Source organism: Xanthomonas protegens, from assembly GCF_038442435.1.
In the GTDB taxonomy this organism is placed as follows: domain Bacteria; phylum Pseudomonadota; class Gammaproteobacteria; order Xanthomonadales; family Xanthomonadaceae; genus Xanthomonas_A; species Xanthomonas_A sontii.
Genome location: NZ_JAQJCQ010000021.1, coordinates 1 through 23,002, shown reverse-complemented (window position 1 = coordinate 23,002; position 23,002 = coordinate 1). Strand labels below are relative to the sequence as shown.

Annotated in this window: 23 protein-coding genes, 1 tRNA gene and 1 pseudogene; 6 read left to right on the top strand and 19 right to left on the bottom strand. The window is 70.9% G+C overall.

Features of this window, described 5'->3' with window-relative positions:
• Positions 1-49: 49 nt before the first annotated feature.
• Positions 50-232 (top strand): annotated as a pseudogene (locus PIQ37_RS19075) (helix-turn-helix transcriptional regulator); the annotation flags it as partial.
• A gap of 134 nt (positions 233-366) precedes the next feature.
• Here the strand turns inward: PIQ37_RS19075 and PIQ37_RS19070 are convergent.
• The 14 genes from PIQ37_RS19070 to PIQ37_RS19005 all read right to left on the bottom strand — a co-directional run bounded on the left by PIQ37_RS19070 (position 367) and on the right by PIQ37_RS19005 (position 11,875).
• A tRNA-Val gene (locus PIQ37_RS19070) sits at positions 367-441 on the bottom strand.
• Positions 442-528: 87 nt separating this feature from the next.
• Positions 529-882: a PilZ domain-containing protein gene (locus PIQ37_RS19065; protein WP_010342469.1), complete on the bottom strand. Its 354-nt coding sequence runs from the start codon at positions 880-882 to the stop codon at positions 529-531.
• Positions 879-1,841: a DNA polymerase III subunit delta' gene (locus PIQ37_RS19060; RefSeq protein ID WP_342074668.1), complete on the bottom strand. Its 963-nt coding sequence runs from the start codon at positions 1,839-1,841 to the stop codon at positions 879-881. The genes PIQ37_RS19065 and PIQ37_RS19060 overlap by 4 nt, the downstream gene beginning before the upstream one ends.
• Positions 1,838-2,509, bottom strand: a complete 672-nt coding sequence (gene tmk, locus PIQ37_RS19055) for a dTMP kinase (RefSeq protein ID WP_017913364.1) — start codon at positions 2,507-2,509, stop codon at positions 1,838-1,840. The genes PIQ37_RS19060 and tmk overlap by 4 nt, the downstream gene beginning before the upstream one ends.
• Positions 2,506-3,573 (bottom strand): endolytic transglycosylase MltG, encoded by a 1,068-nt coding sequence (gene mltG, locus PIQ37_RS19050; protein WP_407136992.1) that lies wholly within the window; start codon positions 3,571-3,573, stop codon positions 2,506-2,508. The genes tmk and mltG overlap by 4 nt, the downstream gene beginning before the upstream one ends.
• 68 nt (positions 3,574-3,641) lie before the next feature.
• Positions 3,642-4,991, bottom strand: a complete 1,350-nt coding sequence (locus PIQ37_RS19045; RefSeq protein ID WP_342074666.1) for an aminodeoxychorismate synthase component I — start codon at positions 4,989-4,991, stop codon at positions 3,642-3,644.
• Positions 4,992-5,176: 185 nt separating this feature from the next.
• Positions 5,177-6,412: a beta-ketoacyl-ACP synthase II gene (gene fabF / locus PIQ37_RS19040; RefSeq protein WP_048490158.1), complete on the bottom strand. Its 1,236-nt coding sequence runs from the start codon at positions 6,410-6,412 to the stop codon at positions 5,177-5,179.
• A gap of 129 nt (positions 6,413-6,541) precedes the next feature.
• Positions 6,542-6,781, bottom strand: a complete 240-nt coding sequence (gene acpP / locus PIQ37_RS19035) for an acyl carrier protein (RefSeq protein WP_010342475.1) — start codon at positions 6,779-6,781, stop codon at positions 6,542-6,544.
• A 205-nt stretch (positions 6,782-6,986) separates the two neighbouring features.
• Positions 6,987-7,730, bottom strand: a complete 744-nt coding sequence (fabG, locus tag PIQ37_RS19030; protein ID WP_010342476.1) for a 3-oxoacyl-ACP reductase FabG — start codon at positions 7,728-7,730, stop codon at positions 6,987-6,989.
• 91 nt (positions 7,731-7,821) lie between these two features.
• The gene (gene fabD / locus PIQ37_RS19025) at positions 7,822-8,766 is read right to left on the bottom strand and encodes an ACP S-malonyltransferase (RefSeq protein ID WP_342074665.1); all 945 of its coding nucleotides are present in this window, start codon (positions 8,764-8,766) and stop codon (positions 7,822-7,824) included.
• Between the two features lie 344 nt (positions 8,767-9,110).
• Positions 9,111-9,899, bottom strand: coding sequence for a BUD32 family EKC/KEOPS complex subunit (locus PIQ37_RS19020; protein WP_342074664.1), 789 nt, complete (start codon positions 9,897-9,899; stop codon positions 9,111-9,113).
• A gap of 89 nt (positions 9,900-9,988) precedes the next feature.
• Positions 9,989-10,972 (bottom strand): beta-ketoacyl-ACP synthase III, encoded by a 984-nt coding sequence (locus PIQ37_RS19015; protein ID WP_267097022.1) that lies wholly within the window; start codon positions 10,970-10,972, stop codon positions 9,989-9,991.
• 97 nt (positions 10,973-11,069) lie between these two features.
• The gene (gene rpmF, locus PIQ37_RS19010) at positions 11,070-11,264 is read right to left on the bottom strand and encodes a 50S ribosomal protein L32 (RefSeq protein ID WP_010342479.1); all 195 of its coding nucleotides are present in this window, start codon (positions 11,262-11,264) and stop codon (positions 11,070-11,072) included.
• Between the two features lie 101 nt (positions 11,265-11,365).
• Positions 11,366-11,875 (bottom strand): YceD family protein, encoded by a 510-nt coding sequence (locus tag PIQ37_RS19005; protein WP_010342480.1) that lies wholly within the window; start codon positions 11,873-11,875, stop codon positions 11,366-11,368.
• A gap of 143 nt (positions 11,876-12,018) precedes the next feature.
• On the opposite strand from PIQ37_RS19005, the gene PIQ37_RS19000 reads away from it, so the two are divergent.
• Positions 12,019-12,591, top strand: coding sequence for a Maf family nucleotide pyrophosphatase (locus PIQ37_RS19000; protein WP_342074663.1), 573 nt, complete (start codon positions 12,019-12,021; stop codon positions 12,589-12,591).
• A 21-nt stretch (positions 12,592-12,612) separates the two neighbouring features.
• On the opposite strand, the gene PIQ37_RS18995 is transcribed toward PIQ37_RS19000, so the two are convergent.
• From PIQ37_RS18995 to PIQ37_RS18985, 3 genes are read right to left on the bottom strand one after another with little or no spacing between them, the layout of a single operon-like run.
• Positions 12,613-14,460: a hypothetical protein gene (locus PIQ37_RS18995; protein WP_342074662.1), complete on the bottom strand. Its 1,848-nt coding sequence runs from the start codon at positions 14,458-14,460 to the stop codon at positions 12,613-12,615.
• On the bottom strand, positions 14,457-15,446 hold the full coding sequence (locus PIQ37_RS18990; RefSeq protein WP_342074661.1) for a glycosyltransferase family 2 protein: 990 nt from the start codon (positions 15,444-15,446) through the stop codon (positions 14,457-14,459). The genes PIQ37_RS18995 and PIQ37_RS18990 overlap by 4 nt, the downstream gene beginning before the upstream one ends.
• A 48-nt stretch (positions 15,447-15,494) precedes the next feature.
• Complete coding sequence (locus tag PIQ37_RS18985; protein ID WP_342074660.1) at positions 15,495-17,339, bottom strand: glycosyltransferase family 39 protein; 1,845 nt, start codon at positions 17,337-17,339, stop codon at positions 15,495-15,497.
• A gap of 36 nt (positions 17,340-17,375) precedes the next feature.
• Between PIQ37_RS18985 and PIQ37_RS18980 the strand changes: the two genes are divergently transcribed.
• The 4 genes from PIQ37_RS18980 to PIQ37_RS18965 are packed head-to-tail and all read left to right on the top strand — an operon-like array spanning position 17,376 to position 21,748.
• Positions 17,376-18,329 (top strand): AAA family ATPase, encoded by a 954-nt coding sequence (locus PIQ37_RS18980; RefSeq protein WP_342074659.1) that lies wholly within the window; start codon positions 17,376-17,378, stop codon positions 18,327-18,329.
• Between the two features lie 5 nt (positions 18,330-18,334).
• On the top strand, positions 18,335-19,291 hold the full coding sequence (locus PIQ37_RS18975) for a DUF58 domain-containing protein (RefSeq protein ID WP_342074658.1): 957 nt from the start codon (positions 18,335-18,337) through the stop codon (positions 19,289-19,291).
• Positions 19,284-21,233, top strand: coding sequence for a DUF3488 and transglutaminase-like domain-containing protein (locus PIQ37_RS18970; protein WP_342074657.1), 1,950 nt, complete (start codon positions 19,284-19,286; stop codon positions 21,231-21,233). The genes PIQ37_RS18975 and PIQ37_RS18970 overlap by 8 nt, the downstream gene beginning before the upstream one ends.
• On the top strand, positions 21,230-21,748 hold the full coding sequence (locus PIQ37_RS18965; protein ID WP_017914772.1) for a Slp family lipoprotein: 519 nt from the start codon (positions 21,230-21,232) through the stop codon (positions 21,746-21,748). Before PIQ37_RS18970 ends, PIQ37_RS18965 begins: the two co-directional genes overlap by 4 nt.
• Positions 21,749-21,829: 81 nt before the next feature.
• On the opposite strand, the gene PIQ37_RS18960 is transcribed toward PIQ37_RS18965, so the two are convergent.
• Both PIQ37_RS18960 and recR read right to left on the bottom strand, forming a co-directional pair.
• Positions 21,830-22,177, bottom strand: coding sequence for a histidine triad nucleotide-binding protein (locus PIQ37_RS18960; RefSeq protein ID WP_010342491.1), 348 nt, complete (start codon positions 22,175-22,177; stop codon positions 21,830-21,832).
• A 75-nt stretch (positions 22,178-22,252) separates the two neighbouring features.
• Positions 22,253-22,867 carry a recombination mediator RecR gene (recR, locus tag PIQ37_RS18955; RefSeq protein ID WP_342074656.1) on the bottom strand — a complete coding sequence of 205 codons (615 nt, stop codon included), beginning with the start codon at positions 22,865-22,867 and terminating at the stop codon, positions 22,253-22,255.
• Positions 22,868-23,002: the final 135 nt, after the last annotated feature.

The following is a 23,002-nucleotide window of genomic DNA, read 5'->3' as shown; positions in this document are numbered from 1 at the left end:
TCCGGCAGCATCATGCCGCCAGCAGCTCAGCAGATCGACACCCCATCCAATGAACAGCGAACCCAGCTCTGGCCATGCATCCGATCAGCCTCCGCTGCGCTTCCTCCGGCTGCCGGACGTGCTGGAGCGCGTTGGCCTGTCGAAGTCCACCCTGTACGCCCGCGTGCCCGCCGGCGAGTTTCCGAAGCCCGTACCGCTGGGTAGCCTTTCCGCCTGGGTGGAGTCGGAGGTCGAGGCCTGGATGGCGGCACGCCTCGCTGAGCGAGATCGCAGCAGTGATCGCTTAGCGGCGACCAGGAAGCTGCTGTTATCGTGCAGATACGAAAAAGCCGGCACTAGGCCGGCTTCTCGTAATTCTTTATTTCGTGGTGGGCGGTGCAGGGTTCGAACCTGCGACCCTTGCCGTGTGAAGGCAATGCTCTACCGCTGAGCTAACCGCCCGTGTCGCGAGCCGCACATTATAGGGCTGTGGCGCGCGGCGTCAATGGGTTCTTGAGAGGTCCGTTGTGCGCCGTCGAAACGCGGCCGCTACATGGTCTGGGTGGGCTTGTCGGCGTTGAGGATGCCGGCCAGCTGGGTCTCGATCTTGGTGCGGATGGTTTCGCCTTCGCTGTTGTCCGGCAGCTGCACGCCGATGCCGGCGGCGCGGTTGCCCTGGGCGCCGACCGGGGTCACCCAGATCACCTTGCCGGCCACCGGCAGGCGCTCGCTGGAATCGGGCAGGGTCAGCAGCAGGAACACTTCGTCGCCGAGGAAGTAGCGCTTGGGGGTGGGCACGAAGATGCCGCCGTTCTTCACGAACGGCATGTAGGCGTTGTACAGCGCCGCCTTGTCCTTCACCGCCAGCGACAGGATGCCCTGGCGTCCGCTCATCGCGCTCATCGTTGTGCCCCTCTCCGGGCCGGGCGATCGCCATCGCGCCAGGCCAGCAACAGTTCCGCGATCGCCAGGTCGGCGCGCACGGTGGTCCGCAGCAGGTCGCGGGTGCGATTGGCGGCGTCGAACCACGCGGCCAGCTTGTGCAATCGCGCCGGGTCGGTCAAGCCGGCCTGCGACGCCTGGGCCAGCGCCAGGTCGGCGGCATGGCCCAGGCGCTGTTCGGCCAGCGCGTCGCCGCTCCAGCGCTGCGCGGCGTCCAGCGTGCCGAGCTTGCCGGCGGCGACCTGCTCCAGGTCGGCGGCCACCTGCCGGCGCAGCTTCAATCCGTCCTCGCGCAGCCACTGCGCGGCCAGGCCGGGATGGCCGCGCGCGGCATCCAGCGCTTCGCGTGCGGTCTTCTCGGGAAAGTCCTGCGCCAGCAACCAGGCGATCGCTTCGTCGGCCGGCGGCAGCTTGAACTCCAGGCGCTGGCAACGGCTGCGGATGGTCGCCGGCAGCCGCGCCGGCTGCGCACTGATCAGCCACAGGTAGCGGCCGGGCTGCGGTTCTTCCAGCGTCTTCAGCAAGGCGTTGCAGGCGGCGCGGTTGATCGCGTCGGCCGGGTCCACCACCACCACCTGGGCCACGCCGTACTGCGGGGTCAGCGCCAGCTTCTGCGAGATCTCGCGCACCTGCTCGATGACGATCTCGGTGCGCAGCTTGTCGCCGGTGCGGTTGGGGATGAACGAGATCAGCTGCAGGTCCGGATGGGTGCCGGCGGCGATCAGCTGCGCGCTGCGCAGGTTCGCGGCCGGCTCGCCCTGGCCGAGTACGTGCGCGGCCAGCTTCAGCGCCACCGCGCGCTTGCCCAGGCCTTCCGGCCCGCAGATCAGCAGGCCATGGCCGAGGCGGCCGGCGTCGAGCGCGGCCACGGTCTGGTCGTAGGCGCGTTGCTGCCATGGCGCAAACGGCAGATCGCTCATGGCGTCGGCTCCTGTTGCTGCTGCATCCACGCCGCCAGCGCGGCAGCGACCGCCTGGGCGACCGCCTGTGGCGGCTGGCTGGCGTCGATGACGCGGAAGCGCTGCGGATCCTGCGCGGCGCGCTGGCGGAAGCCGGCACGCACGCGCTGGAAGAAATCGTCCTGCTCGCTCTCGATCCGGTCCGGCCACAGGTCGCGACCGCTGGTGCGGGCGCGGCCGATCTGCACGTCCAGGTCCAGCAGCAGGGTCAGGCCCGGCTGCAGGCCGACCGCGCGGCGCTCCAGGTCGGCGATCCAGGCGCGGTCCAGGCCGCGGCCCTCGCCCTGGTAGGCGTAGCTGGAATCGGTGAAGCGGTCGCTGACCACATAGGCGCCGCGCTGCAGCGCCGGGCGGATCACCTCGCGCACATGCTGCGCGCGCGCGGCGAACACCAGCAGCAGTTCGGTCTCGGCGGCCAGCGGCTCGGCGACTTCGCCGGGCGTCTTGTCCAGCAGCAGCGCGCGGATGCGTTCGGCCAACGGCGTGCCGCCCGGTTCCCGGGTCAGCACCACCTCGTGGCCCTGCGCCTGCAGCGACTCACGGATCGCGTTGATCGCGGTGGTCTTGCCGGCGCCCTCGCCGCCTTCCAGGCTGACGAAGCGATGGTGACTCAACACGGCCTCGCTCATGGCGTCACCGCCGCGCCGTTGCGCGCCTGGCGCAGGCGCTGCAGGTAGCGCGCCACCGCCGCGTTGTGCTCGGCATAGCTGGAGGAGAACGCATGCGCGCCGCTGCCGTCGCCGATGGCCACGAAGTACAGGCTGTCGCCCGGCGCCGGGTTGGTGGCGGCACGCAGCGCCTCGCGCCCGGGCATGGCGATCGGGGTCGGGGTCAGGCCGGTGCGGGTGTAGGTGTTGTACGGCGTATCGGTCTCCAGGTCGCGCTTGCGGATGTTGCCGTCGTAGGCGCTGCCGATGCCGTAGATCACGGTCGGGTCGGTCTGCAGTTTCATGCCCAGTTGCAGGCGGCGCACGAACACGCCGGCGATCTGCGGGCGCTCGGCGGCCAGGCCGGTCTCCTTTTCCACGATCGAAGCCAGGATCAGCGCCTGCTCCGGCGACTGCAGCGGCAGGTCCTTGGCACGCGCGTCCCAGGCCTCGGCCAGCGCCTTGTCCATCGCCGCATGCGCGCGGCGCAGCAGCTGCAGGTCGGTGTCGCCGCGCTGGTAGAGGTAGGTCTCGGGCAGGAAGCGGCCTTCCGGGTGCTGACCGGGCTGGCCGAGCTTGGCCATCAACTCGCTGTCGCTGAAGTCGGTGGTGGTGTGCACCAGCGGCGTGGCCGCGTTCAAGGCGCTGCGCAGCTGGCGCACGTTCCAGCCTTCGACGATGGTGAAGCGGTACTGGATCACCTGGCCCTTGCGCATGCGCAGCAGCAGCTCGCGCGGGCTCAGCGCCGGCTGCAGTGCGTATTCGCCGAACTTGAGTCTGCCGGCCACGCCCAGCTCGCGCGCCAGCAGCTGCCACTGCAGGTCGCTGCCCTGGGTCACGCCGGCGGCGCGCAGCTTGCGCAGCACGCCGTTGAGCGAGGCGCCGCGCGCCACTTCCACGCTGGGTTGGGTCGCCTGCAGCGGTTGCTCGGCGAAGGCGCGATAGCCGTGCCACCACCACGCGCCGGCCGCGGCGAGCAGCAGCGCCAGCACCAGCAATGCCGCCAGCAGGGTCAGACACCCGCGTTTAGCCCAAGCCACGACCACCTCGGAGCGAATTCAATGACGTGCAGGATACCGCGCGGCCGGCATGGCCCGGTATCGCGCGGCCCCGCTCATGGCTCCAGCGCACGCAGCAGGCCGCGTGCCTTGGCCCGGGTCTCGTCGAGCTCGCGTTCAGGGTCGGAGTCGAACACGATGCCGGCGCCGGTGCGGAACTGCACCTGCGCGCCGTCCACCTCGGCGGTGCGGATGAGGATGTTCAGGTCCATGTCGCCGTCGCGGTTGAGCCAGCCGAACGCGCCGGTGTAGGCGCCGCGCGGGGTCTGCTCCAGCTCGGCGATGATCTGCATGCAGCGCACCTTGGGGCAGCCGGTGATGGTGCCGCCGGGGAAGGTGGCGCGGATCGTCTCGCCCGGAGTCGTTCCCGCACGCAGCCGGCCGCGCACGTTGCTGACGATGTGGTGCACGTGGGCGTAGCTCTCCACGGTCATCAGCTCGTCGACCTCGACGCTGCCCGGCGCGCAGATCCGCCCCAGATCGTTGCGCTCCAGGTCGATCAGCATCACGTGCTCGGCGCGCTCCTTGGGATGCCCGACCAGTTCGCGGATGCGCGCGGCCTCGTCGTCGCCCGGCGCGCGTGCGCGGGTGCCGGCGATCGGCCGGGTCTCGACCACGTCGCCGCGCACCGACACCAGCCGTTCCGGTGAGGAACTGACCACGGCGCGGCCGTGGCCGACGAACAGGCCGGCGAACGGCGCCGGGTTGGCGTGGCGCAGTTGCGCGTACAGCGCCGCCGGCGCCAGCGGCGCGGCGAAGCGCGCCGACCAGCGCCGCGACAAATTCACCTGGAACACGTCGCCGGCACGCAGGTAGTCGAGGATGCGGCGCACGCCGTCGACGAAGCGCTGCGGCGGGTCTTCCTCGATCGCCAGCGGCGCCTGCCACGCCGGCGCAGTCGCCGCCGCGGGCAGCGCCTGCAGATCGGCGAGCACGCGGTCCAGCAACGCCGCATGCGCGGGCTCGGCCAGCGCGACGCAGTCGCCAGTGACGTGATCGCGCAGCAGCGCCGCGGGGCAGCGCAAGGCCAGCGCCGCGGGCGTGGCCGCAGCGGAGGGCGGCAGTTGCAGCACCGGCTCCACCTGCGCGGCGAGTTCGTAGTCCAGCAACAGCGCCCAGCCACCGCGGAACGGCCAGCGCGGTTCGTCGCGTTGGCAGCGCTCGGCCTGCCAGCGCGCGTCCAGCGCATCGAGGAAATCGCCAGCGACCGCCGCACCATCCAGCGCGCGGGTCACGCCATCGCGATCCAGCCGCAGGCCTTGCCCGTCGGCGACCAGCAACAGATCCCAACGGCCCTGCGCCGTGCCCGACGCCGCGGATTCCAGCAACACCGGATACCGCTGCGGCGCCAGGCGATGCAGCGCGAGCAGATCGACGTCGGCCGGCAAGGGAACGGTACGCAGCATCGAAGATCCGCTGGAAGAATGAAAACGTGAGGCGGCGCAGGCGCCGACGGGCAGTGCGGCGCCGGAGAATCGCAGCGCGGACATGCCGCGCATCCGTGTCAGGGAGAAACGCGCGACATCAATCAAGCGCCGGCTTTACCCAATCCCGAATCCCAACTCCCGAATCCCGAGGGGGCTACGCCCCCTCAGACCCGCTTGAACACCAACGTCCCGTTGGTCCCGCCGAAGCCGAACCCATTGGACATCGCCACGTCGATCTTCTTCTCGCGCGCCACGTTCGGCACGTAGTCCAGATCGCAGCCTTCGCCCGGCTCGTGCAGGTTGATGGTCGGCGGGATGATGCCGGCGTGGATCGCCATCACCGAGAAGATCGCCTCGGCACCGCCGGCGGCGCCGAGCAGGTGGCCGGTCATCGACTTGGTCGAGCTGACCATGGTCTTGTAGGCGTGATCGCCGAGCGCGCGCTTCATCGCCAGGGTCTCGGCCAGGTCGCCCAGCGGCGTGGAGGTGCCGTGCGCATTGAGGTAGTCGATCTGGTCGGGATTGAGCTTGGCGTCCTTCATCGCCGCCACCATGCTGCGCGCGGCGCCTTCACCGTCCTCGCTAGGGGCGGTCATGTGGAAGGCATCGGAGCTGGCGCCGAAACCGACCAGCTCGGCATAGATGCGCGCGCCGCGCGCCTTGGCGTGTTCGTACTCTTCCAGCACCAGCACGCCGGCACCGTCGCCGAGCACGAAGCCGTCGCGCTCCTTGTCCCACGGCCGCGAGGCCGCGGCAGGATCGTCGTTGCGGGTGGACATCGCCTTCATCGAGCAGAAGCCGCCCACCGAGGTCGGCGAGGAGCCGCGCTCGGCGCCGCCGGCCAGCATCACGTCGGCGTCGCCGTGCTGGATCATGCGCATCGCGGTGCCGATGGAATGGTTGGAGGTGGCGCAGGCCGAGACCGCGGAGAAGGTCGGCCCCTTCAGCCCTTTGATCAGGCTCACCTGGCCCGGCAGCATGTTGATGATGGTGCTGGGGACGTAGAACGGCGAGATCTTGCGCGCGCCGCCCTCGTGGAATTTGATGGTCTGCTCCTCGATGCCGAGCAGGCCGCCGATGCCGGAGCCGAGGATCGCGCCGATGCGCTCGGCATTGGCCTCGGTGATCTCCAGGCCGGAATCGTCCAGCGCCATGAACGAGGCGCCGACGCCGTAATGGATGAACGAATCCATCTTGCGCGCGTCCTTGGACGAGATGAACTTGGTCGGATCGAAATCCTTGATCTCGCCGGCGATCTTGGTGGTGAACTGAGACGCATCGATCTGGGTGATCGGGCCGATGCCGGAGCGTCCGTTGACGATCCCTTCCCAACTGCTGGCCAGGTCATTGCCCAACGGCGACACCAGGCCCATGCCGGTTACGACGACACGACGGCTCATTGCGAAATCTCCTCACCGCGATACGCGCGGCCTTGACGCTGTAAAAACACAGGGCCGCATGCGCGGCCCCATGGGATTGTCACGCGCATCGGGCCCACGCAGGCGCCGATGGCGATCGAGAACGCAGCCTCAGCTCTTGACGTGCGCCTTGACGTAGTCGATGGCCTGCTGCACCGAGGTGATCTTCTCGGCTTCTTCGTCCGGAATCTCGCACTCGAACTCTTCTTCCAGGGCCATCACCAGCTCGACGGTGTCCAGCGAGTCGGCACCCAGGTCATCGACGAACGATGCGTTGTTGGTGACTTCTTCTTCCTTGACGCCGAGTTGTTCGACGACGATTTTCTTGACGCGTTCTTCGATGGTGCTCATTGGGATATCGCTCCAGATGGAGTAGTGGTGGTTCGAGTTTTAGGATCCCCGCACACGGATGTGCGGTGCTCCTGTGAGGGACTCACAAAACGCCATCGGGCTGCGATGGCCGCGTTGGGTAGTGTAGTGGAAACCGACTGGCCCTTGCAGCACTGCACAAATGCCGGCCGATCAGCCACTTAGGCGCGTCCGCTGCGCCGCAGGCTCACGGCATGTACATCCCGCCGTTCACGTGCAGGGTTTCGCCGGTGATGTAGCCGGCGCCGGGCCCGGCCAGGAACGCCACCGCATTGGCGATGTCGGATGGCTGGCCGAGCTGGCCGAGTGCGATCTGCTCCAGCAGCGCGGTGCGCTGCGCTTCCGGCAGCGCCTTGGTCATGTCGGTGTCGATGAAGCCCGGCGCGACCACGTTGACGGTGATGCCGCGCGAGCCGATTTCCTTGGCCATCGACTTGGAGAAGGCGATGATGCCGGCCTTGGCCGCGGCGTAGTTGGCCTGGCCCGGGTTGCCGGTCACGCCGACCACCGACGCGATGTTGACGATGCGGCCCTTGCGCGCCTTCATCATGCCGCGCAGCACCGCCTTGGAGGTGCGGAACACGCTGGTCAGGTTGGTGTCGATGATCGCCTGCCAGTCGTCGTCCTTCATCCGCATCAGCAGGTTGTCGCGGGTGATGCCGGCGTTGTTGACCAGGATCGAGACCGGGCCGAATTCCTTGGCGATCGCCTCGATCAGCGCATCGACCGCGGCGCCGTCGGTGACGTCCAGCGCGCGGCCATGGCCGCCGTGGGCGGCCAGGCGCGCGCCGATCGCCTGCGCGCCGGCGTCGGAGGTGGCGGTGCCGATGACGGTGGCGCCCTGCGCGGCCAGTTCGTCGGCGATGGCGGCACCGATGCCGCGGCTGGCGCCGGTGACCAGCGCGATCTCGCCCTGCAATGGCTTGCTCATCTGCGTTTCCTTGGAGACGTACGGCGCATGGCGCCGGGGAAGGAGAAGGAGGCCGGCGCGGGCGCGACACGCACCGCGCGGCGGCCGGCGATCAGGAGGCCCAGGCCTCGCGCGCGCCGGCGAACTCGGCGGGCGTGCCCAGGGCGCGGCCGTCGAGCGATTTGTCGATGCGCTTGACCAACCCGGTCAGCACCTTGCCCGGGCCGCACTCGGCCAGTCGGGTGGCGCCGCCGGCGGCCAGCGCCTGCACGCAGCCGGTCCAGCGCACCGGCAGGTACAACTGCTCGACCAGCGCCTGGCGGATCGCCTCGACGCCCTCGTGCACCTGCGCATCGGCGTTCTGCACCACCGGCAGCTGCGGCGCCTGCCAAGCCAGCCCGCGCATCGCTTCGGCCAGGCGGTTGGCCGCCTCGCGCATCAGCGGGGTGTGCGAAGGCACGCTGACCGCCAGCTTCACCGCCTTGCGCACGCCGCGCTCGGCCAGCAGCGCCAGCGCGCGGTCGACCGCCGCGGCATCGCCGCCGATCACCACCTGCCCCGGCGAGTTGTAGTTGGCCGGCACCACCACCTGGCTGCCCGCGGCCTGCGCGCAGACCTCTTCGACCACCGCGTCCTCGGCGCCGAGCACGGCGGCCATCGCGCCCACGCCGGCCGGCGCGGCGTCCTGCATCAGCTGCCCGCGCAGCCGCACCAGGTGCGCGCCGTCGTGCAGCGACAGGGCGCCGGCGGCGACCAGCGCGCTGTACTCGCCCAGGCTGTGCCCGGCCAGTTGCGCCGGACGCGCCCCGCCCTCGGCCAGCCACAGCCGCCACAGCGCCACGCTTGCGGCCAGCAGCGCCGGCTGGGTGTACTCGGTGCGGTTGAGCATCTCTTCTGGGCCGCCCTGGCTCAGCGCCCACAGGTCCACGCCGGCGCCCTCGGAGGCTTCGGCGAAGCTGTCGCGCAGCTGCGGATGCAATTCGGCCAGTTCGGCCAGCATGCCCAGCGATTGCGAACCCTGGCCGGGGAAGACGAAGGCGAGTGTGGAATCGGTCACGCGGTTGGCCCTGCGAAAATCGAGCGGCGATGATACGGGCGAAACCGGCCGGGCGTCTGTACCCGGGCGTATGTGAAGGCGTCCCGCGCGGCACGCCAGCGGGCGATCGCTCGGGGAGTCGCCCGCGCGGCGCGTGCCGGGCGCGCGCCGTGGACGATCGGTCGCCCCATGCAGATCCGCGTTGCCACCGATGGCCCGCCGCATCGCCTCGGCCGCCCTGCAGCGACCTGCGCACGTGCTGCGGCCGTTGACGCAAACCGGCAGTTGCATGCCCGGCACGTGCCACCACGCCCCGCGCGCCACGCCCGTGCCCTGCGCCACGGAGCAGCGCGCGGCTCGGCACGCTAGAGCAGCCACTGCAGCAGGTCGAGATCGCCGTCGCTGCACCAATCCGCCAGCACCGCCATGGCCACCCCAACGCGCGCCACGCTGGCCGCATGCAGCACCAGGATCGCGTGCGCCAGCGCGCGTGCCGAGCGCCCGCAGCGCGCCGCGGCCCGCGCCAGCCGCTGCAGGCGTGCAGTCACCTGGTGGGTCTGGTCGCGCACCGGCGCACGCGCATCGCGCAGCGCGGCCCGCATCAGGCCGCCCAGCGCCTGCGGCCGGCTGTCGTAGTACTTGGCCACGCCGTAGCCGAACAGCAACCAATCGCGGGCCTGCGCCTGCTCCAGCGTCATCACTTCCAGCGGGTCTTCCTCGAAATCCAGGAAGCCCACGCAGGCGCCGTCGTAGGTCATGTTGCGCGGCAACGGCTGGCCCAGGTAGGCGCCCCGGCGGTGCGCGGCGGCGATCGCCGCCACGGCGGCGGCGACCAAGGCGTCCAGCCGCCGCGGCGCGTGCTGCGCCTGGCGCAGGCAGTGCGCCAGCGATTGCCCGTTGTCGCTGATGACCAGCGCGGCACGCCCGCCACCGAGCACGTCCGGCACATGCACCGCCTGCGCGCGCAGCTCGGCCAGGCGCCGCGCCTCGACCTGCCGCGCACGCTCGCCGCCATGGTGCGGCGGCGGTCGCAAGGCATGCAGATGCAGGCAGCGCGCGACCAGGCGCAACGCCGCCAATGCCAGCCGCCGCGACTGCATGCCGTACTGTTTGAGCCAGACGCGCTGGCCGTCGATGAGGATGGGCTCGGCCATCGCATCGCTCCTTGGATCGTGCGACGCCGCACCGTCATCGGTGCGGCCGTCGCGTGCGCGGCGCCATCGGCGCCGGGCACAGGGGCCTCTCAGTAGCGCAGCAGCGCCGAGCCCCAGGTGAACCCGCCGCCGAAGGCTTCCAGCAGCAGCAGTTGGCCGCGCTGCACGCGGCCCGAGCGCACCGCCACGTCCAGCGCCATCGGCACCGAGGCGGACGAGGTGTTGCCGTGGATGTCCACCGTCACCACCACCTGCTCCATCGGCAGGTCCAGGCGCTTGGCGGTGGCTTCGATGATGCGCAGGTTGGCCTGGTGCGGGATCAGCCAGTCCAGGTCGTGCTTGTCCAGGCCGTTGGCCTCGAGGGTCTCGTCGACCACGGCGTCCAGCGCCTTGACCGCGTACTTGAATACCTCGCTGCCCTTCATCTGGATGCCGCCGGCAGCCGGGTCGCCAGTGCCGTCGCCCAGGCCGGTGGCGATGCCGACCGGATTCCACAGCAGTTCCTTCTTGCTGCCGTCGGCATGCAGATGGGTGCTGAGGATGCCGGTGTCGTCATCGGCACGCAGGACCACCGCGCCGGCGCCGTCGCCGAACAGCACGCAGGTGGTGCGCTCGGTCCAGTCGACGATGCGGCTGAGGGTTTCGGTGCCGATCACCAGCACGGTCTTGGCGTCGCCGCTGCGGATGAACTTGTCGGCCACGCTGAGCGCGTAGACGAAGCCCGAACAGGCGGCGTTGACGTCCAGCGCCGGGCAGCCGACCACGCCGAGGCGGGCCTGGATCAGGCAGGCGGTGGACGGGAAGATCAGGTCCGGCGTGGTGGTGCCGACCACGATCATGTCGAGTTCGGCGGCATCGATGCCGGCGGCTTCGATGGCCTTCAGCGCGGCCTCGTAGCCCAGGTCGCCGGCGGTCTGGCCGGGGGCGGCGATGTGCCGCTCGCGGATGCCGGTACGGCTGCGGATCCATTCGTCGCTGGTGTCGACCATGTGCGACAGATCGTCGTTGGTCAACACTTTTTCAGGCAAATAGCTGCCGGTGCCCGCGATCCTGGAATAGATCCGCTTGCTCATGCTGGTTCCTGTTGCCTGTTACGCAGGCCGCCCCGGTGCGGCGCGGCCTGTGAAGATGGGTGACTCCGTCCGCCGCAGCGCGGTGGACGGGCACGGATCAATCTTCTTCGACCTGCGCGGTCTTGGTGGCGATCACCTTCTTGCCACGGTAGTAACCGTCGGCGGTGACGTGGTGGCGCAGGTGGATCTCGCCGCTGGTCGGATCGGTCGACAGCTGCTTGGCGCTGAGGGCGTCGTGCGAACGGCGCTGGCCGCGGCGGGACGGGGTGACACGGGATTTCTGCACAGCCATGGGATTGCTCCAAACTCGGTTCGTTTACATCTGTCGTCATTACGTCGCGCAGGACGCGCGCGTCCGGCAACAACCTCAGGCAGCGGCAGGCGGACCGACCGCTACTGTTTCTTCAGCGCCGCCAACGCCGCGAACGGGTTGACCTTGCTCGTTTCTTCCTCGGTCGCCGGCCAGTCGCGATCGACCGCCTCGCTTCCGGGCGCCACCGGCACCAACGGTACCGCCAGCACCAGCTCGTCCTCGACCAGATCGGCCGGCCGCAGCATGCCGTCTTCCGGCACCAGCAAGGCCTCGTGATCCGGCGGCAGCGCGGCTTCTTCTTCCTCGCTGCGGATCAGCCCCAGCCGCTGCACGCTCGACACCGGCAGCAGGAAGCGCTGCAGGCTGCGCTGACAGATCAGCGGCAGCTCGGTTTCGATCTTCAGTTCGACATAGGACACTTGCAGTACAGCGTCGCGGCCGAATTCCAGCGTGTAGCGGCATTCGCCTTCGGTGTCGGCCAGGCTGCCTTGCAGACGGGTCATCGCCGAGAGCGGCAGGCGGTCTTCGAAGACCCTGCGCGCTGCGACCATCCGCCAGGCATCCAACAGTTCGGGCACGTTCGCGGACATAAGCCGCAGAATGTTAAGGACTGCGGGGGCCGCTGTCAAACCGCCCCCGGGGCCGCTGTCAGCCCGGCCCGAACTGCCTTGCCGGTCCGCGCCGGCCGCCGCAGACTGCCGGCCCCGGCCTGCCGCCGCCCGCCCTTCCGCCGATGCCCGCGCTGATCCTGGCTTCCACCTCCGCCTACCGCCGCGAACTGCTGCAGCGGCTGCGCCTGCCCTTCGACTGCGCGCGCCCGCAGGTCGACGAGACCCCGCTGCCCGGCGAAGCGCCGCTGGCGCTGGCGCAGCGGCTGGCCGCGGCCAAGGCGGAGGCGGTCGCGGCCACCGATGGAGAGGCCTGGGTGATCGGCTCGGACCAGGTCGCCGAACTGGACGGCCAACCGCTGGGCAAGCCCGGCAATGTCGCCGCGGCACACGCGCAGTTGGCCGCCATGTCCGGGCGCAGCGTGCGCTTCCACACCGCGGTCTGCCTGCAGCGCGGCACGCACACCCTGCACGCCTGCGACCTCACCGAAGTGCAGTTCCGCGACCTGCAGGCCGAGGCCATCGCCCGCTACGTCGCCGCCGAACAGCCGTTGGACTGCGCCGGCAGCTTCAAGTGCGAAGGCCTGGGCATCAGCCTGTTCCGCGCGATCCAGACCCAGGACCCGACCGCGCTGATCGGCCTGCCGTTGATCGCGCTGTCCGGGTTGCTGCGCGAGGCCGGCTATACCCTGCCCTAGCCGGCCGACAGGTGCTACTCCTTACTGCAGCCGGCACCACTGGTACGGGAAGCGCGCCTGCCCGACCCAGGACGCATGGAGCTGGCACGAGCCCGGCTGCAGCGCCAGGCCGTAGCGCGCCAGTTGCTGCGCGGCCAGCGCCTGGGTCTGGCGGTCCGCGGCGGCGACATCCACGGCCCGTTCCGGCAGCAGCACCCAGCGACAACGACCGGCATCCACCTCCACGCCGGCGCGCACCGGGCGCCGCGCCAGACGCCGCATCAGCGCGCAGTCCGGGCCGCGATCCAGACCCAGGCGCGCGGCCACGGCATTGAGCCGCTGCAGGCGTTCGACGTTGCGATCCACCTCTGCCGGCAACAGCGCATAGCCCTGCCCGCGCGCCGCCAGCATCGCGCGCACCCGCGCGGCGTAGGCCGGCGTTTCCGGGAAATTGGAGGCGACCGACGCGTACGCCGCCTGCTCGGGCAGGAACGGGATGCGCCAGGACTCCGGTGCATCGCCGACCAGCAACACCAGGCTGCGCTCGGGCTGCGGCATCGGCGGGGCCTGCACCCGGAACGCCTGCCGCGCCCAGCGCTCGTGGCCCCAGTCGCCCCAGCCATACAGCGCAAAGGCCGCACAGGCGATCAGGGTCCAACGCGCCGCTGGGGCGGCGATGCGCGTCGGCAGCAGCCGCCGCAGCCCCACCCACAGCAGCAGCGGCGCCAGCAGCTCCGGCACCACCAGGTAGCGCTGGATGCTGAAGGCCGCCTGCCAGGCAAGGAAGGCGACCACCACGAACACCAGCACCGCGCGCCACGCCGGCGCGACCACCTCCGCCGGCGCGGAGGCGCGCGGACGCCGCAGCACCCAGCGCAGCAACGCGACCAGGCCCAGCAGATACAGCAGCGGCCACACCAGTTGCCGCAGACGCACCTCGCTGACCCGATTCGGCGCCAGCGAGAACTGCAGCGGCCAGGTCAGCCACTCCCACAACGTCTTCGGCAACCAGCGCGTGTCGCTGACCGCCACCGGCTGCGCCAGCGGCGCCAGGAAGTGACTGTTGAACTGCGGGAACAGCGGATTGCCGAAGGTCTGCCAGACCCGCAGCAGCCACGGCCCGGCCAGCAGCGCGAAGCTGAGCAGGGTCACCACGGTCAGCACCGCTGCGCCGCCAATACGCTGCCGCGGGCGACCGCCGGCGACCAGCGCGGCCACGCCCAGCGCCAGCGCGAACAGCGCATTGGTCAGTTTGCAGGCCATCGCCAGCCCGAGCAGGACGCCCGCCAGCGTCCACCAGCCCAGCGCCACGCCCTGCCCCGCGGCCTGCTGGCGGCGTTGCGCATGCAGGGCGGCGAGCAGCGCGCCCAGCATCGGCAGGGCGCTGGTGTTGTCGGCCATGGTGCCGGCGAACTCGGACAGGAACGCGGCGCTGCACAGCCCCGCCAACGCCAGCCACGGCGCCAGCCGCGCGCGGTCCAGCCGCGGGTCCAGCACCTGCCAGACGATGCCCGCCAGCAGCAGGAACGCCAGTGCGTGCAGCACGCCCATCACGAACCCGGCCAGCGGCGCAGGCAGGCCGACGAACAGCGCGTAATGCAGCACGTCCAGCAGCGGATTGAAGTAGCTCTGCATCTGCGCCGGCGCCAGGTCGATGCCGAGGCGGCCGTGCAATGCGGCGTAGCCGTTGTACAGGTGGTAGTTGCGCAGGTCCCAGTTGGCGTCCTGACCCAGCCACAGCGACAGCAATCCGCCCAGCAGCGCGACCGCCACACCGGCAGCGATCACGTTGCCGCGGCTTTGGAAGGCGAAGCGGCGATCCAGCGCGGCCAGCAGGCGCTGGCGGCGCGTCAGGCGCGGCAGCGCCGCGGCAGCAGCGGTCGTGCTCATGCGCCGTCACCATGATGCGCACCCTGCGCGTCCGCCGCCGGCCAGGCCGGGATCGCCAGGTAGGCCAGGCGCTTGGCCTCGATGCGGCCGCGCGTGACCGTGTCCAGGATCAGCCCGCAGGCCAGCAGCAGCACGCCGAGCAGGACCAGCGCCGAGCACAGGATCGCGGTGGGAAACCGCGGCACCAGGCCGGTCTGCAGATAGGTCAGCAACAGCGGCACCGCCAGCGCCAGCGCCAGCAGCACGCAGGCGCCGAAGCCCAGCGAGAAGAACAGCAAGGGCCGCTCGGCCTTGAACAGGCGCAGGATGGTCAACAGGATGCGGGTGCCGTCGTGCCAGGTACGCAGCTTGCTCTGCGACCCCTCCGGACGCGCGCCATAGGCGGTGTCCACTTCCGCCACCGGCATGCGCAGCTGCAGCGCGTGCACCGCCAGTTCGGTCTCGGTCTCGAAGCCGGCCGCATGTGCGGGAAACGACTTCACGTAGCGCCGCGAGAACACCCGGTAGCCGGACAGCATGTCGTCGAAGCTGCGACCGAACAGGAAACCCACGCAGCGGGTCAGCAGCACGTTGCCGGTGCGATGGCCGGCGCGGTAGGCCGCCGCTTCGTCGCTGCGGCGCGCGCCGACCACCATGTCCAGTCCGTCGCGCAGCAGGCGCTCGACCAGCGCCGGCGCCATCGCCGCGTCGTAGGTCGCATCGCCATCGACCAGCACGTAGACGTCGGCCTCGATGTCGGCAAACAGGCGCCGCACCACGTTGCCCTTGCCCTGCAGCGCGACCTCGCGCACCACCGCACCGGCCGCACGCGCACGGGCGATGGTGGCGTCGCTGGAATTGTTGTCGAACACGTGGACCTGCGCGCCCGGCAGATGCGTGGCGAAATCGGCCACGACCCGGCCGATGGTGGCCGCCTCGTTGTGGCAGGGCACCAGCACCGCGATCCGCGGCGCGGCCGCGGGGCGATCGGAAGGGAAACTGGACATGGGCGGCGTGCGGTCCTGCGCGACGGCGGAAAGGCGCGCCATCCTAGCTCAGTGCGGGCGCAGCACGATCGGTTGCTCCCACCAGTCCTCGACGCTGCCGTCGCGGCCGTGCAGGCGCAGGCCCAGCCAGTGCGTACCCGGCGCCAGGCCGCTGGCATCGATGGTGGCGCTGAAGCCGATGTTGGGATGGCCGGGATCGGTGGAGATCTTCCAGAATTTGGTGACGTCGTAGAACTGGCCGTAGTGCGCCTGCGCCGCGACCTTGCCGTCGAGCAGCACCTCGACCCGGTCGATCCCCACGCCGTCCTTGAACGCCCAGCCGGACACGTCGAAGCGGCGGCCGACGCTGGCGTCGACGTCCGGCGTGTTGAACCAGGCCATCGCCGGCGTGGTGCAAGGGCCGTTCGCACGCTGCGCCGGCAGCGCGAACAGCAGGAAACGCTGGCTGCCGTGGTCGCTGGACACCACCCGCGGCGGCGGCAGCGGGCCGACCAGGTCGCAGACCGCGTGGTAGCGCTGCAGCAGCAGCCGGTACTTCATGTCGCTGGGCGAGAGCACCAGCAGCCGCGGAGCGTCGCGGTGGCCGTCGCTGAGCAGGCCCCACTGCTGCAGCTGTGCACTGCGTCCGTGCTTGTCGTTCAACGGATGCGGCAACACCTGGATGCTCGGGTCACGCAGTTCGAAGCCGAGTTCGGCACCGACCTTGAAGTTGTCCGCCAGCACCTTGGTGCCGGGCGGCATGCTCGCCAGTTCGCGCCGCACCGCGCCGGCCAGCGGCCGCCAGCCGGCGAAGTTGCGCGGGTAATACTTGTCGCCGGCGGTATGCTCGCGCACCGCCGGCACCGACACCGCCAGGTAGTAACCGAACGCACCGACCAGGCCCAGCCCGGCCAGCAGCCAGGTGGCGCGGCGCAGCGGCTTGCTCCAGCCGTTGAGAATCACCGGGGTGGCGATCAGCAGCGCCAGATAACCCGGCAGCGGCCAGTGGAAGCTGACCCGCTCGGCGTCGGTGAAGAACCCGAGCAGGAAGATGCCCAGCGTGGACACCCCACCGAGCAGGCCGAAATACCGCCACTGCACGCGCGTGCCGCTGCTGCCGCCGCGCGTGGCCATCAGCGCCACCTTGGTCATCGCCACCGCCAGCAGCGGCGTGACCAGCAGCAACTGGATCAGCAGGAAGGCGATGCCGGCGGGCTGGAAACTCCAGGGATGACGGTCGACCAACTGGAACTTGAGACCGGCCTCGCCGTTGTCCGCGTTCCAGGCCAGCAGCGGCAGCCAGGCGACCATGCCCAGCGCCATGGCCACCCACACCTGCGGATCGCGCAGCATGCGCCGGCCCTGCGGGATCAGCAGCAGCGCGATCGCGCCGACGCCGATCACGCCGACGAAGCGGTAATGGCTCAGCGCGCCGATGACCAGGCCCAGCGCCAACTCCACCGCGCTCATCGCTTCGGTCTGGCGCAACAGCCGCGCGGTGGCGTCGATGCACAGGATCGTCGCCAGCGCCATCGGCACGTCCGGCAGCGCCAGGATGCCCAGGGTGCCGGACAACGGCATCAGCAAGGCCAGGCTGCCGGCGCGCCAGCCCGCCACCGCACCAAACCAGCGCGTGGCGATGCGTGCGATCAGCCACGGCACTGCCGCGCCCAGCAGCAGGAAGGGTGCGCGCAGTGCCAGCAGGTGGTCGCCACCGAACGCCACGCCCAGCCGCGCCAGCCACGCGGTCAGCCCGGGCAGGTCCGAGTAGGCCAGCGCCAGATGCTGGCCTTCCTGCCAATAGAATGCCTCGTCCACGAACAAGGGCAGGCGCGCGGCGACCAGCAGTTTGGCGGCGGTGACGAGCGTCCACAGCACGATGAAGACGCTGCGTGCACGTTGTTCCCCTTGCATTGCCCGTACACTCCCTGAAACCGTTGCGAGAATGCGATGCCTACTCCGCTCCGCTTGCCGGAAATGCTAACCGATACGTTGCGCGAGGCGCTCACGCGCGCCCAGCAGCAGGTCAATGCGCTGGTTCTGGGCAAGCCGCAACAGGTGCGCATGGCGTTTGTCGCCCTGCTGTCCGGTGGACATCTGCTGATCGAGGATCTGCCCGGCCTGGGCAAGACCACGCTGGCGCATGCGCTGGCGGCGAGCCTGGGGCTGGGCTTCCAGCGCGTGCAGTTCACCTCCGATCTGTTGCCGGCCGATGTGCTCGGCGTGTCGGTATACGACGCGCAGTCGCGCCAGTTCCAGTTCCACCCCGGCCCGGTGTTCACCCACGTGCTGCTCGCCGACGAGATCAATCGCGCGCCGCCGCGCACGCAGAGCGCGCTGCTGGAAGCGATGGCCGAACAGCAGGTCACGCTCGACGGCACCACCCATCCGCTGCCGTCGCCGTTCTTCGTCATCGCCACGCAGAACCCGGTGGACCTGTCGGGCACGTTCCCGCTGCCCGACTCGCAACTGGACCGCTTCCTGCTGCGGCTGGCGCTGGGGTATCCCAACGCCGAGGCCGAACGCGCGCTGCTCAGCGGCAGCGATCGCCGCGACCTCATCGCACAGGCGCAGCCGCTGCTCGGCGAGGCCGACATGGCCACGCTGCGGCAGGGCGTGGAGCAGATCCACGCCAGCGAGGCGCTGGTCGGCTACGTGCAGGCGCTGCTGGCGCGCAGCCGCCAGCACCCGGGCGTGCGCGTCGGCCTGTCGCCGCGCGCCGGCATCGCCCTGCTGCGCGCGGCCAAGGCGCATGCGCTGTTGCTCGGCCGCGGCCATGTGCTGCCCGACGACGTGCAGGCGCTGTTCGTGGCCGTCGCCGAGCACCGCCTGGTGGCCGAGCAGGAATCGGCCTCCGGCCAGGCCCTGGCCAAGGCGATCCTGCACAGCGTCGCGGTGGACTGACGCTGATGCCGGGCGGGCGGCGCGACTGGCGGCAGCGACTGGCGCAGTTGGCCGCGCCGCGCGCGCCGGAAGCCCTGCCGGTGCAGTTGGACCGACGCCGCATCTACATCCTGCCGACGCCGTTCGGCGGCTTCCTGGCGCTGCTGCTGGCGGCGATGCTGCTCGGCGCGCTGAACTACAACAACAACCCCGCGCTGCTGCTGGCGATGCTGCTCGGCGCGGCCGCGATGGCCAGCGCCATCGGCGCGCACCTACAGTTGTCCGGGCTACGGCTGGAGGCGCTGTCGGCCGAGCCGGTCGCGGCCGGGCAGCCGCTGCGCCTGCGGTTGGCGCTGGCCACCGCCGACGGCCGCCGACGGCGCGGCCTGCGCGTGCGCCACGGTGCCGCGCACACCTACCTGGACCTGCACCGCGACGACCGCAACGAGGCCGACCTGGAGGTGCCCACCGAACGCCGTGGCTGGCTGGACCTGCAGCGCATCCAGGTCTCCACCACCCAGCCGCTGGGCCTGCTGCGCGCCTGGGCCTGGTTCTGGCCGGACGCCCCGCTGCTGGTCTATCCGCAACCGGAGGCCGACGGCCCGCCGCTGCCGGCCGGCGCCGGCACCCCGACCCAGACCCGCCTGCACGCGCTCGGCGAGGAGCTGCACCAGCTGCGCCCGTATCGCGCCGGCGACGCGCCGCGGGCGATCGCGTGGAAACACTCGGCGCGCCGCGACACCCTGCTGGTGCGCGAGTACGAGCGCCCGATCGGCGTGGTCGTGGTGCTGGACTGGCGCACGCTGCCGGCCTTGCCGCACGAACGCCGCATCGCGCGGCTGGCGCGCTGGGTCGAGGAAGCCGAACGCGACGGCCGCCGCTACCGCCTGCTGCTGCCGGGGCAACCGGCGCTGGGGCCGGGCCGCGGCCCGCAGCACCGGCATGTGTGCCTGCGCGCGCTGGCGCTGCTGCCGCATGACTGAGCCGCGCTCGCCCGCACTGCACGCCGCCAGCCGCGCCTGGGCGCTGGGCGCGGCGCTGCTGGCCTTGCTGCCGCTGCTGCTGCAGTTGCCGGGGACGCTGGCCTGGCTGATCGCCTTGTCCGCGCTGCTGATCGGCGCCAGTTCGGCGTGGCGGCCGCTGCCGGCGCTGCTGCGCCTGGTCCTGGTCGCGGTGATGCTCGCGGCGCTGTACTGGCAGGTCGGCCTGCGCTTCGGCCGCGATACCGGCTGCGCACTGCTGGCGGCGATGCTGGCGATCAAGCCCTCGGAACTGAGGAGCCTGCGCGATGCGCGCAGCCTGCTCGGCTTCGCCCTGTTCGCCCCGTTCGCCGCCTTCCTGCTCGACCAGGGGCCGGTGACGATGGCGCTGGGGCTGGCCGCGGTGATCGCGGCACTGCTGTGCATGCAGCGCCTGGCCGACCAGGAAGGGCATAGCGCGCAGCGCCCGCTGCGCGGGCAGTTGCGCGGCGTCGGCCGTCTGCTCGCGTTGGGCCTGCCGCTGGCGCTGGCCGCGTTCTGGCTGTTCCCGCGGCTGGGCTCGCCGCTGTGGGGCGTACCGGAACGTGCGCTGGGCCGTCCCGGCCTGTCGGACACGATGAGTCCGGGGCAGTGGCTGGACCTGCTGGCCGACGACACCCCCGCATTGCGTGTGCAGTTTTTCGGCCCGGTGCCGGCACCGGCACAGCGCTACTGGCGCGGCCCGGTGCTGTGGGATTTCGACGGCCGCACCTGGCGTGCGCAGCGCGACAACGTCTTCGCGCCGGCACCGCCGATCCAGCTCGCACCCGGCGGCTGGGACTACCAGCTCGAGGTGGAGCCGACCGACCGCCGGCAACTGGTCGCCCTGGACCTGCCGCGGCAGGCACCGGCCGGCACCCGGCTGACGGCCGACGCCGTGTTGCAGACCGAGCGCCCGCTCAGCGCGCTGACCCGCTGGCGTCTGCGGTCAGCGCTGCCGCAGCGGGTCGAGGCCGATCTCGCGCCGGCGCAACGGCAGCGCGCGCTGGCGCTGCCGCCCGGCTACAACCCGCGCACCCTGGCGCTGGCCCGGCAGTGGCGGCAGCAGGCCGGCGCCGACGATGCGGCGATCGTCGCCCGCGCCCTGCAATGGATCCGCCGCGACTTCGCCTACACCCTGGAGACGCCGCTGCCCGGCCGCGACGGCGTGGACGAGTTCCTGTTCCAGCAGAAGGCCGGGTTCTGCCAGCACTTCAGCTCGGCGTTCGTGGTGCTGATGCGCGGCGCCGGCATTCCTGCGCGCGTGGTCACCGGCTATGCCGGCGGCACCCGCAATGCGTTCGGCGACTACTGGGTGGTGCGGCGCATGGACGCACACGCCTGGGCCGAGGTGTGGCTGCCGCAACGCGGCTGGGTGCGGGTGGACCCGACCGCGGCGGTGGCGCCGGAACGCATCTACGACACCCTGGAAGACCGCCTGGACAGCGATGCCGGCGCGCAGGGCGGCGCCGCAGACTGGCGCTGGCGCGACCTCGCCGACTGGGCACGACGCGGCTGGAACGACCTGGTGCTGTCCTTCGACGCCAACCGCCAGCAGCGCCTGCTCAGTCAATTCGGCGTGCCGAAGCTGGATCCCGGCCAATTGGTGGCCCTGTTCGCCGGGTTCGCGGTATTGCTGCTGGGTGCGATGGCCTGGTGGCTCGCCCGCGGCGAGCGCGAACGCGATCCGCTGCTGCGGGCCTGGCGGGCGCTGGGCCGGCGCTACGCCCGGCGTGGGCTGGGCCGTGACCCGCACGAACCGGCCCTGGCGTGGGCGGCGCGCGTACAGCGGGAAACCGGCGATGCGGGCCTGATTCCGCTCAGCCGGCGTTTCGCCGATGCGCGCTACGCTGGCGCTGATTCGGACAGCGCTTCATTGTTGCGCGACCTGCGCAGGCACCGTCCGCCCACTGGAGCATCCCGATGAAGATTCGCCTGCTGTTCCCCGTGATCGCTGCGTTGGCGCTCGGCGCCTGCGCCACCGCCCCCAAGCCGCTGCAGGGCCAGTTCGCGCCCGTCAGCCCGCGCGACTCGGTCGCCGGCCAGCAGGCCGGCGCGCCGGTGCGCTGGGGCGGCAAGATCATCAAGACCACGCCCGGCCAGGGCCAGACCTGCTTCCAGATGCTGTCGCGCCCGCTCAATGCCAGCGGCCGCCCGGACAGCGATGCCGCCGACGCCAGCGATGGCCGCTTCATCGCCTGCCGCGCCGGCTTCTACGACCCGGCGGTGTTCGAGCCCGGCCGCGAGGTGACCTTCATCGGCCACGTGTCCGGCTACGACAACACCCGCATCGGCGAGTACGACTACCGCCTGCCGAAGATGGACGCGGACGTGGTCTACCTGTGGCCGGTGGTGCGCCAGGTCGAAGTGGTACCCGCCTACCCGTACGGCCCCTGGGGCGGCCCGTGGGGCCCGTGGGGTCCGCGCTGGGGCTGGTGGTAAGCCTGCCGCGTCAGCAACAACGAAAAACGCCGCTGATCCAGCGGCGTTTTTTTATGCCTGCACGTTCGCGCCCGCCGCTGCTCAGGGCGTACCGAAGCGCCCCAGCGGCGCACCGGCGAGCAGATGCAGGTGCAGATGGAACACGGTCTGCCCGGCGTGCTCGCGGCAGTTGATCACCACCCGGTAGCCGTCCTGGGCCAGGCCCTGCTCGCGCGCATAGCTGGCCGCGGCCAGCACCAGCCGGCCGACCAGGGTCGCCTGCTCCGGCGCCAGGTCGTCCAGGGTCGGGATCTCCACCTGCTTGGGGATGAAGAGCACATGCACCGGCGCCTGCGGCGCGATGTCCTTGAAGCCGAGCACGGCATCGTCCTCGTAGACGATGCTGGCCGGAATTTCGCGACGGATGATCTTGCCGAAGATGGTGTCCATGGAGCGCGCCCGGAACGAAAGAAGGGGCCGCCGTTATAGCCCAATTCGGCGTCGCGCCGCAGCCGAGTGCGGCGGTTACTCGCCGGTGCCGGTGCGCGGCACTTCGCTGCGGCTGCCGAAGGCATGCGACAGCGTGCCGCGATCCACGTACTCCAGTTCCCCACCCAGCGGCAGGCCCTGCGCCAGCCGGCTCGGCCGCACGCCATGCTGGCGCGCCAGTTGCGCCAGGTAATGCGCGGTGGCCTCGCCTTCGACCGTGGAGTTGGTGGCGATGATCAGCTCGGCCACCTCGCCTTGCGCCAACCGCGCGGCCAGCCGATCCAGGCCCAGTTCGCGCGGGCCGATCCCGTCCAGCGGCGACAGCCGGCCCTGCAGGATGAAGTACAGCCCGCGGTAACCGGTGGCGTGCTCGATCGCCAACCGGTCGGCCGGCGATTCCACCGCGCACAGCTGCTGGCGGTCGCGCGCGGGACTGGCGCAGATCGCGCAGAGCTCGGTCTCGCTGAAATCACGGCACTGCGCGCAATGGCCGATGCGCTCGATGGCCTCGTGCAAGCGCTCGGCCAGCCGCTGCCCGCCTTCGCGCTCGCGCTCGAGCACGTGATACGCCATGCGCTGCGCGGTCTTCTGGCCGACGCCAGGCAACACGCGGAACGCATCGATCAGTTGTTCGAGCAGGGACGAGCTCATTGTGGTTGGGGATTCGGGAGTGGGGAGTGGGGAGTGGGGATTCGTAAAAGAAACATCGCTGTCACGCGATGTTTTCGTAGGAGCGGCTTCAGCCGCGAGGGCATTACCGATAACGCCCCTCGCGGCTGAAGCCGC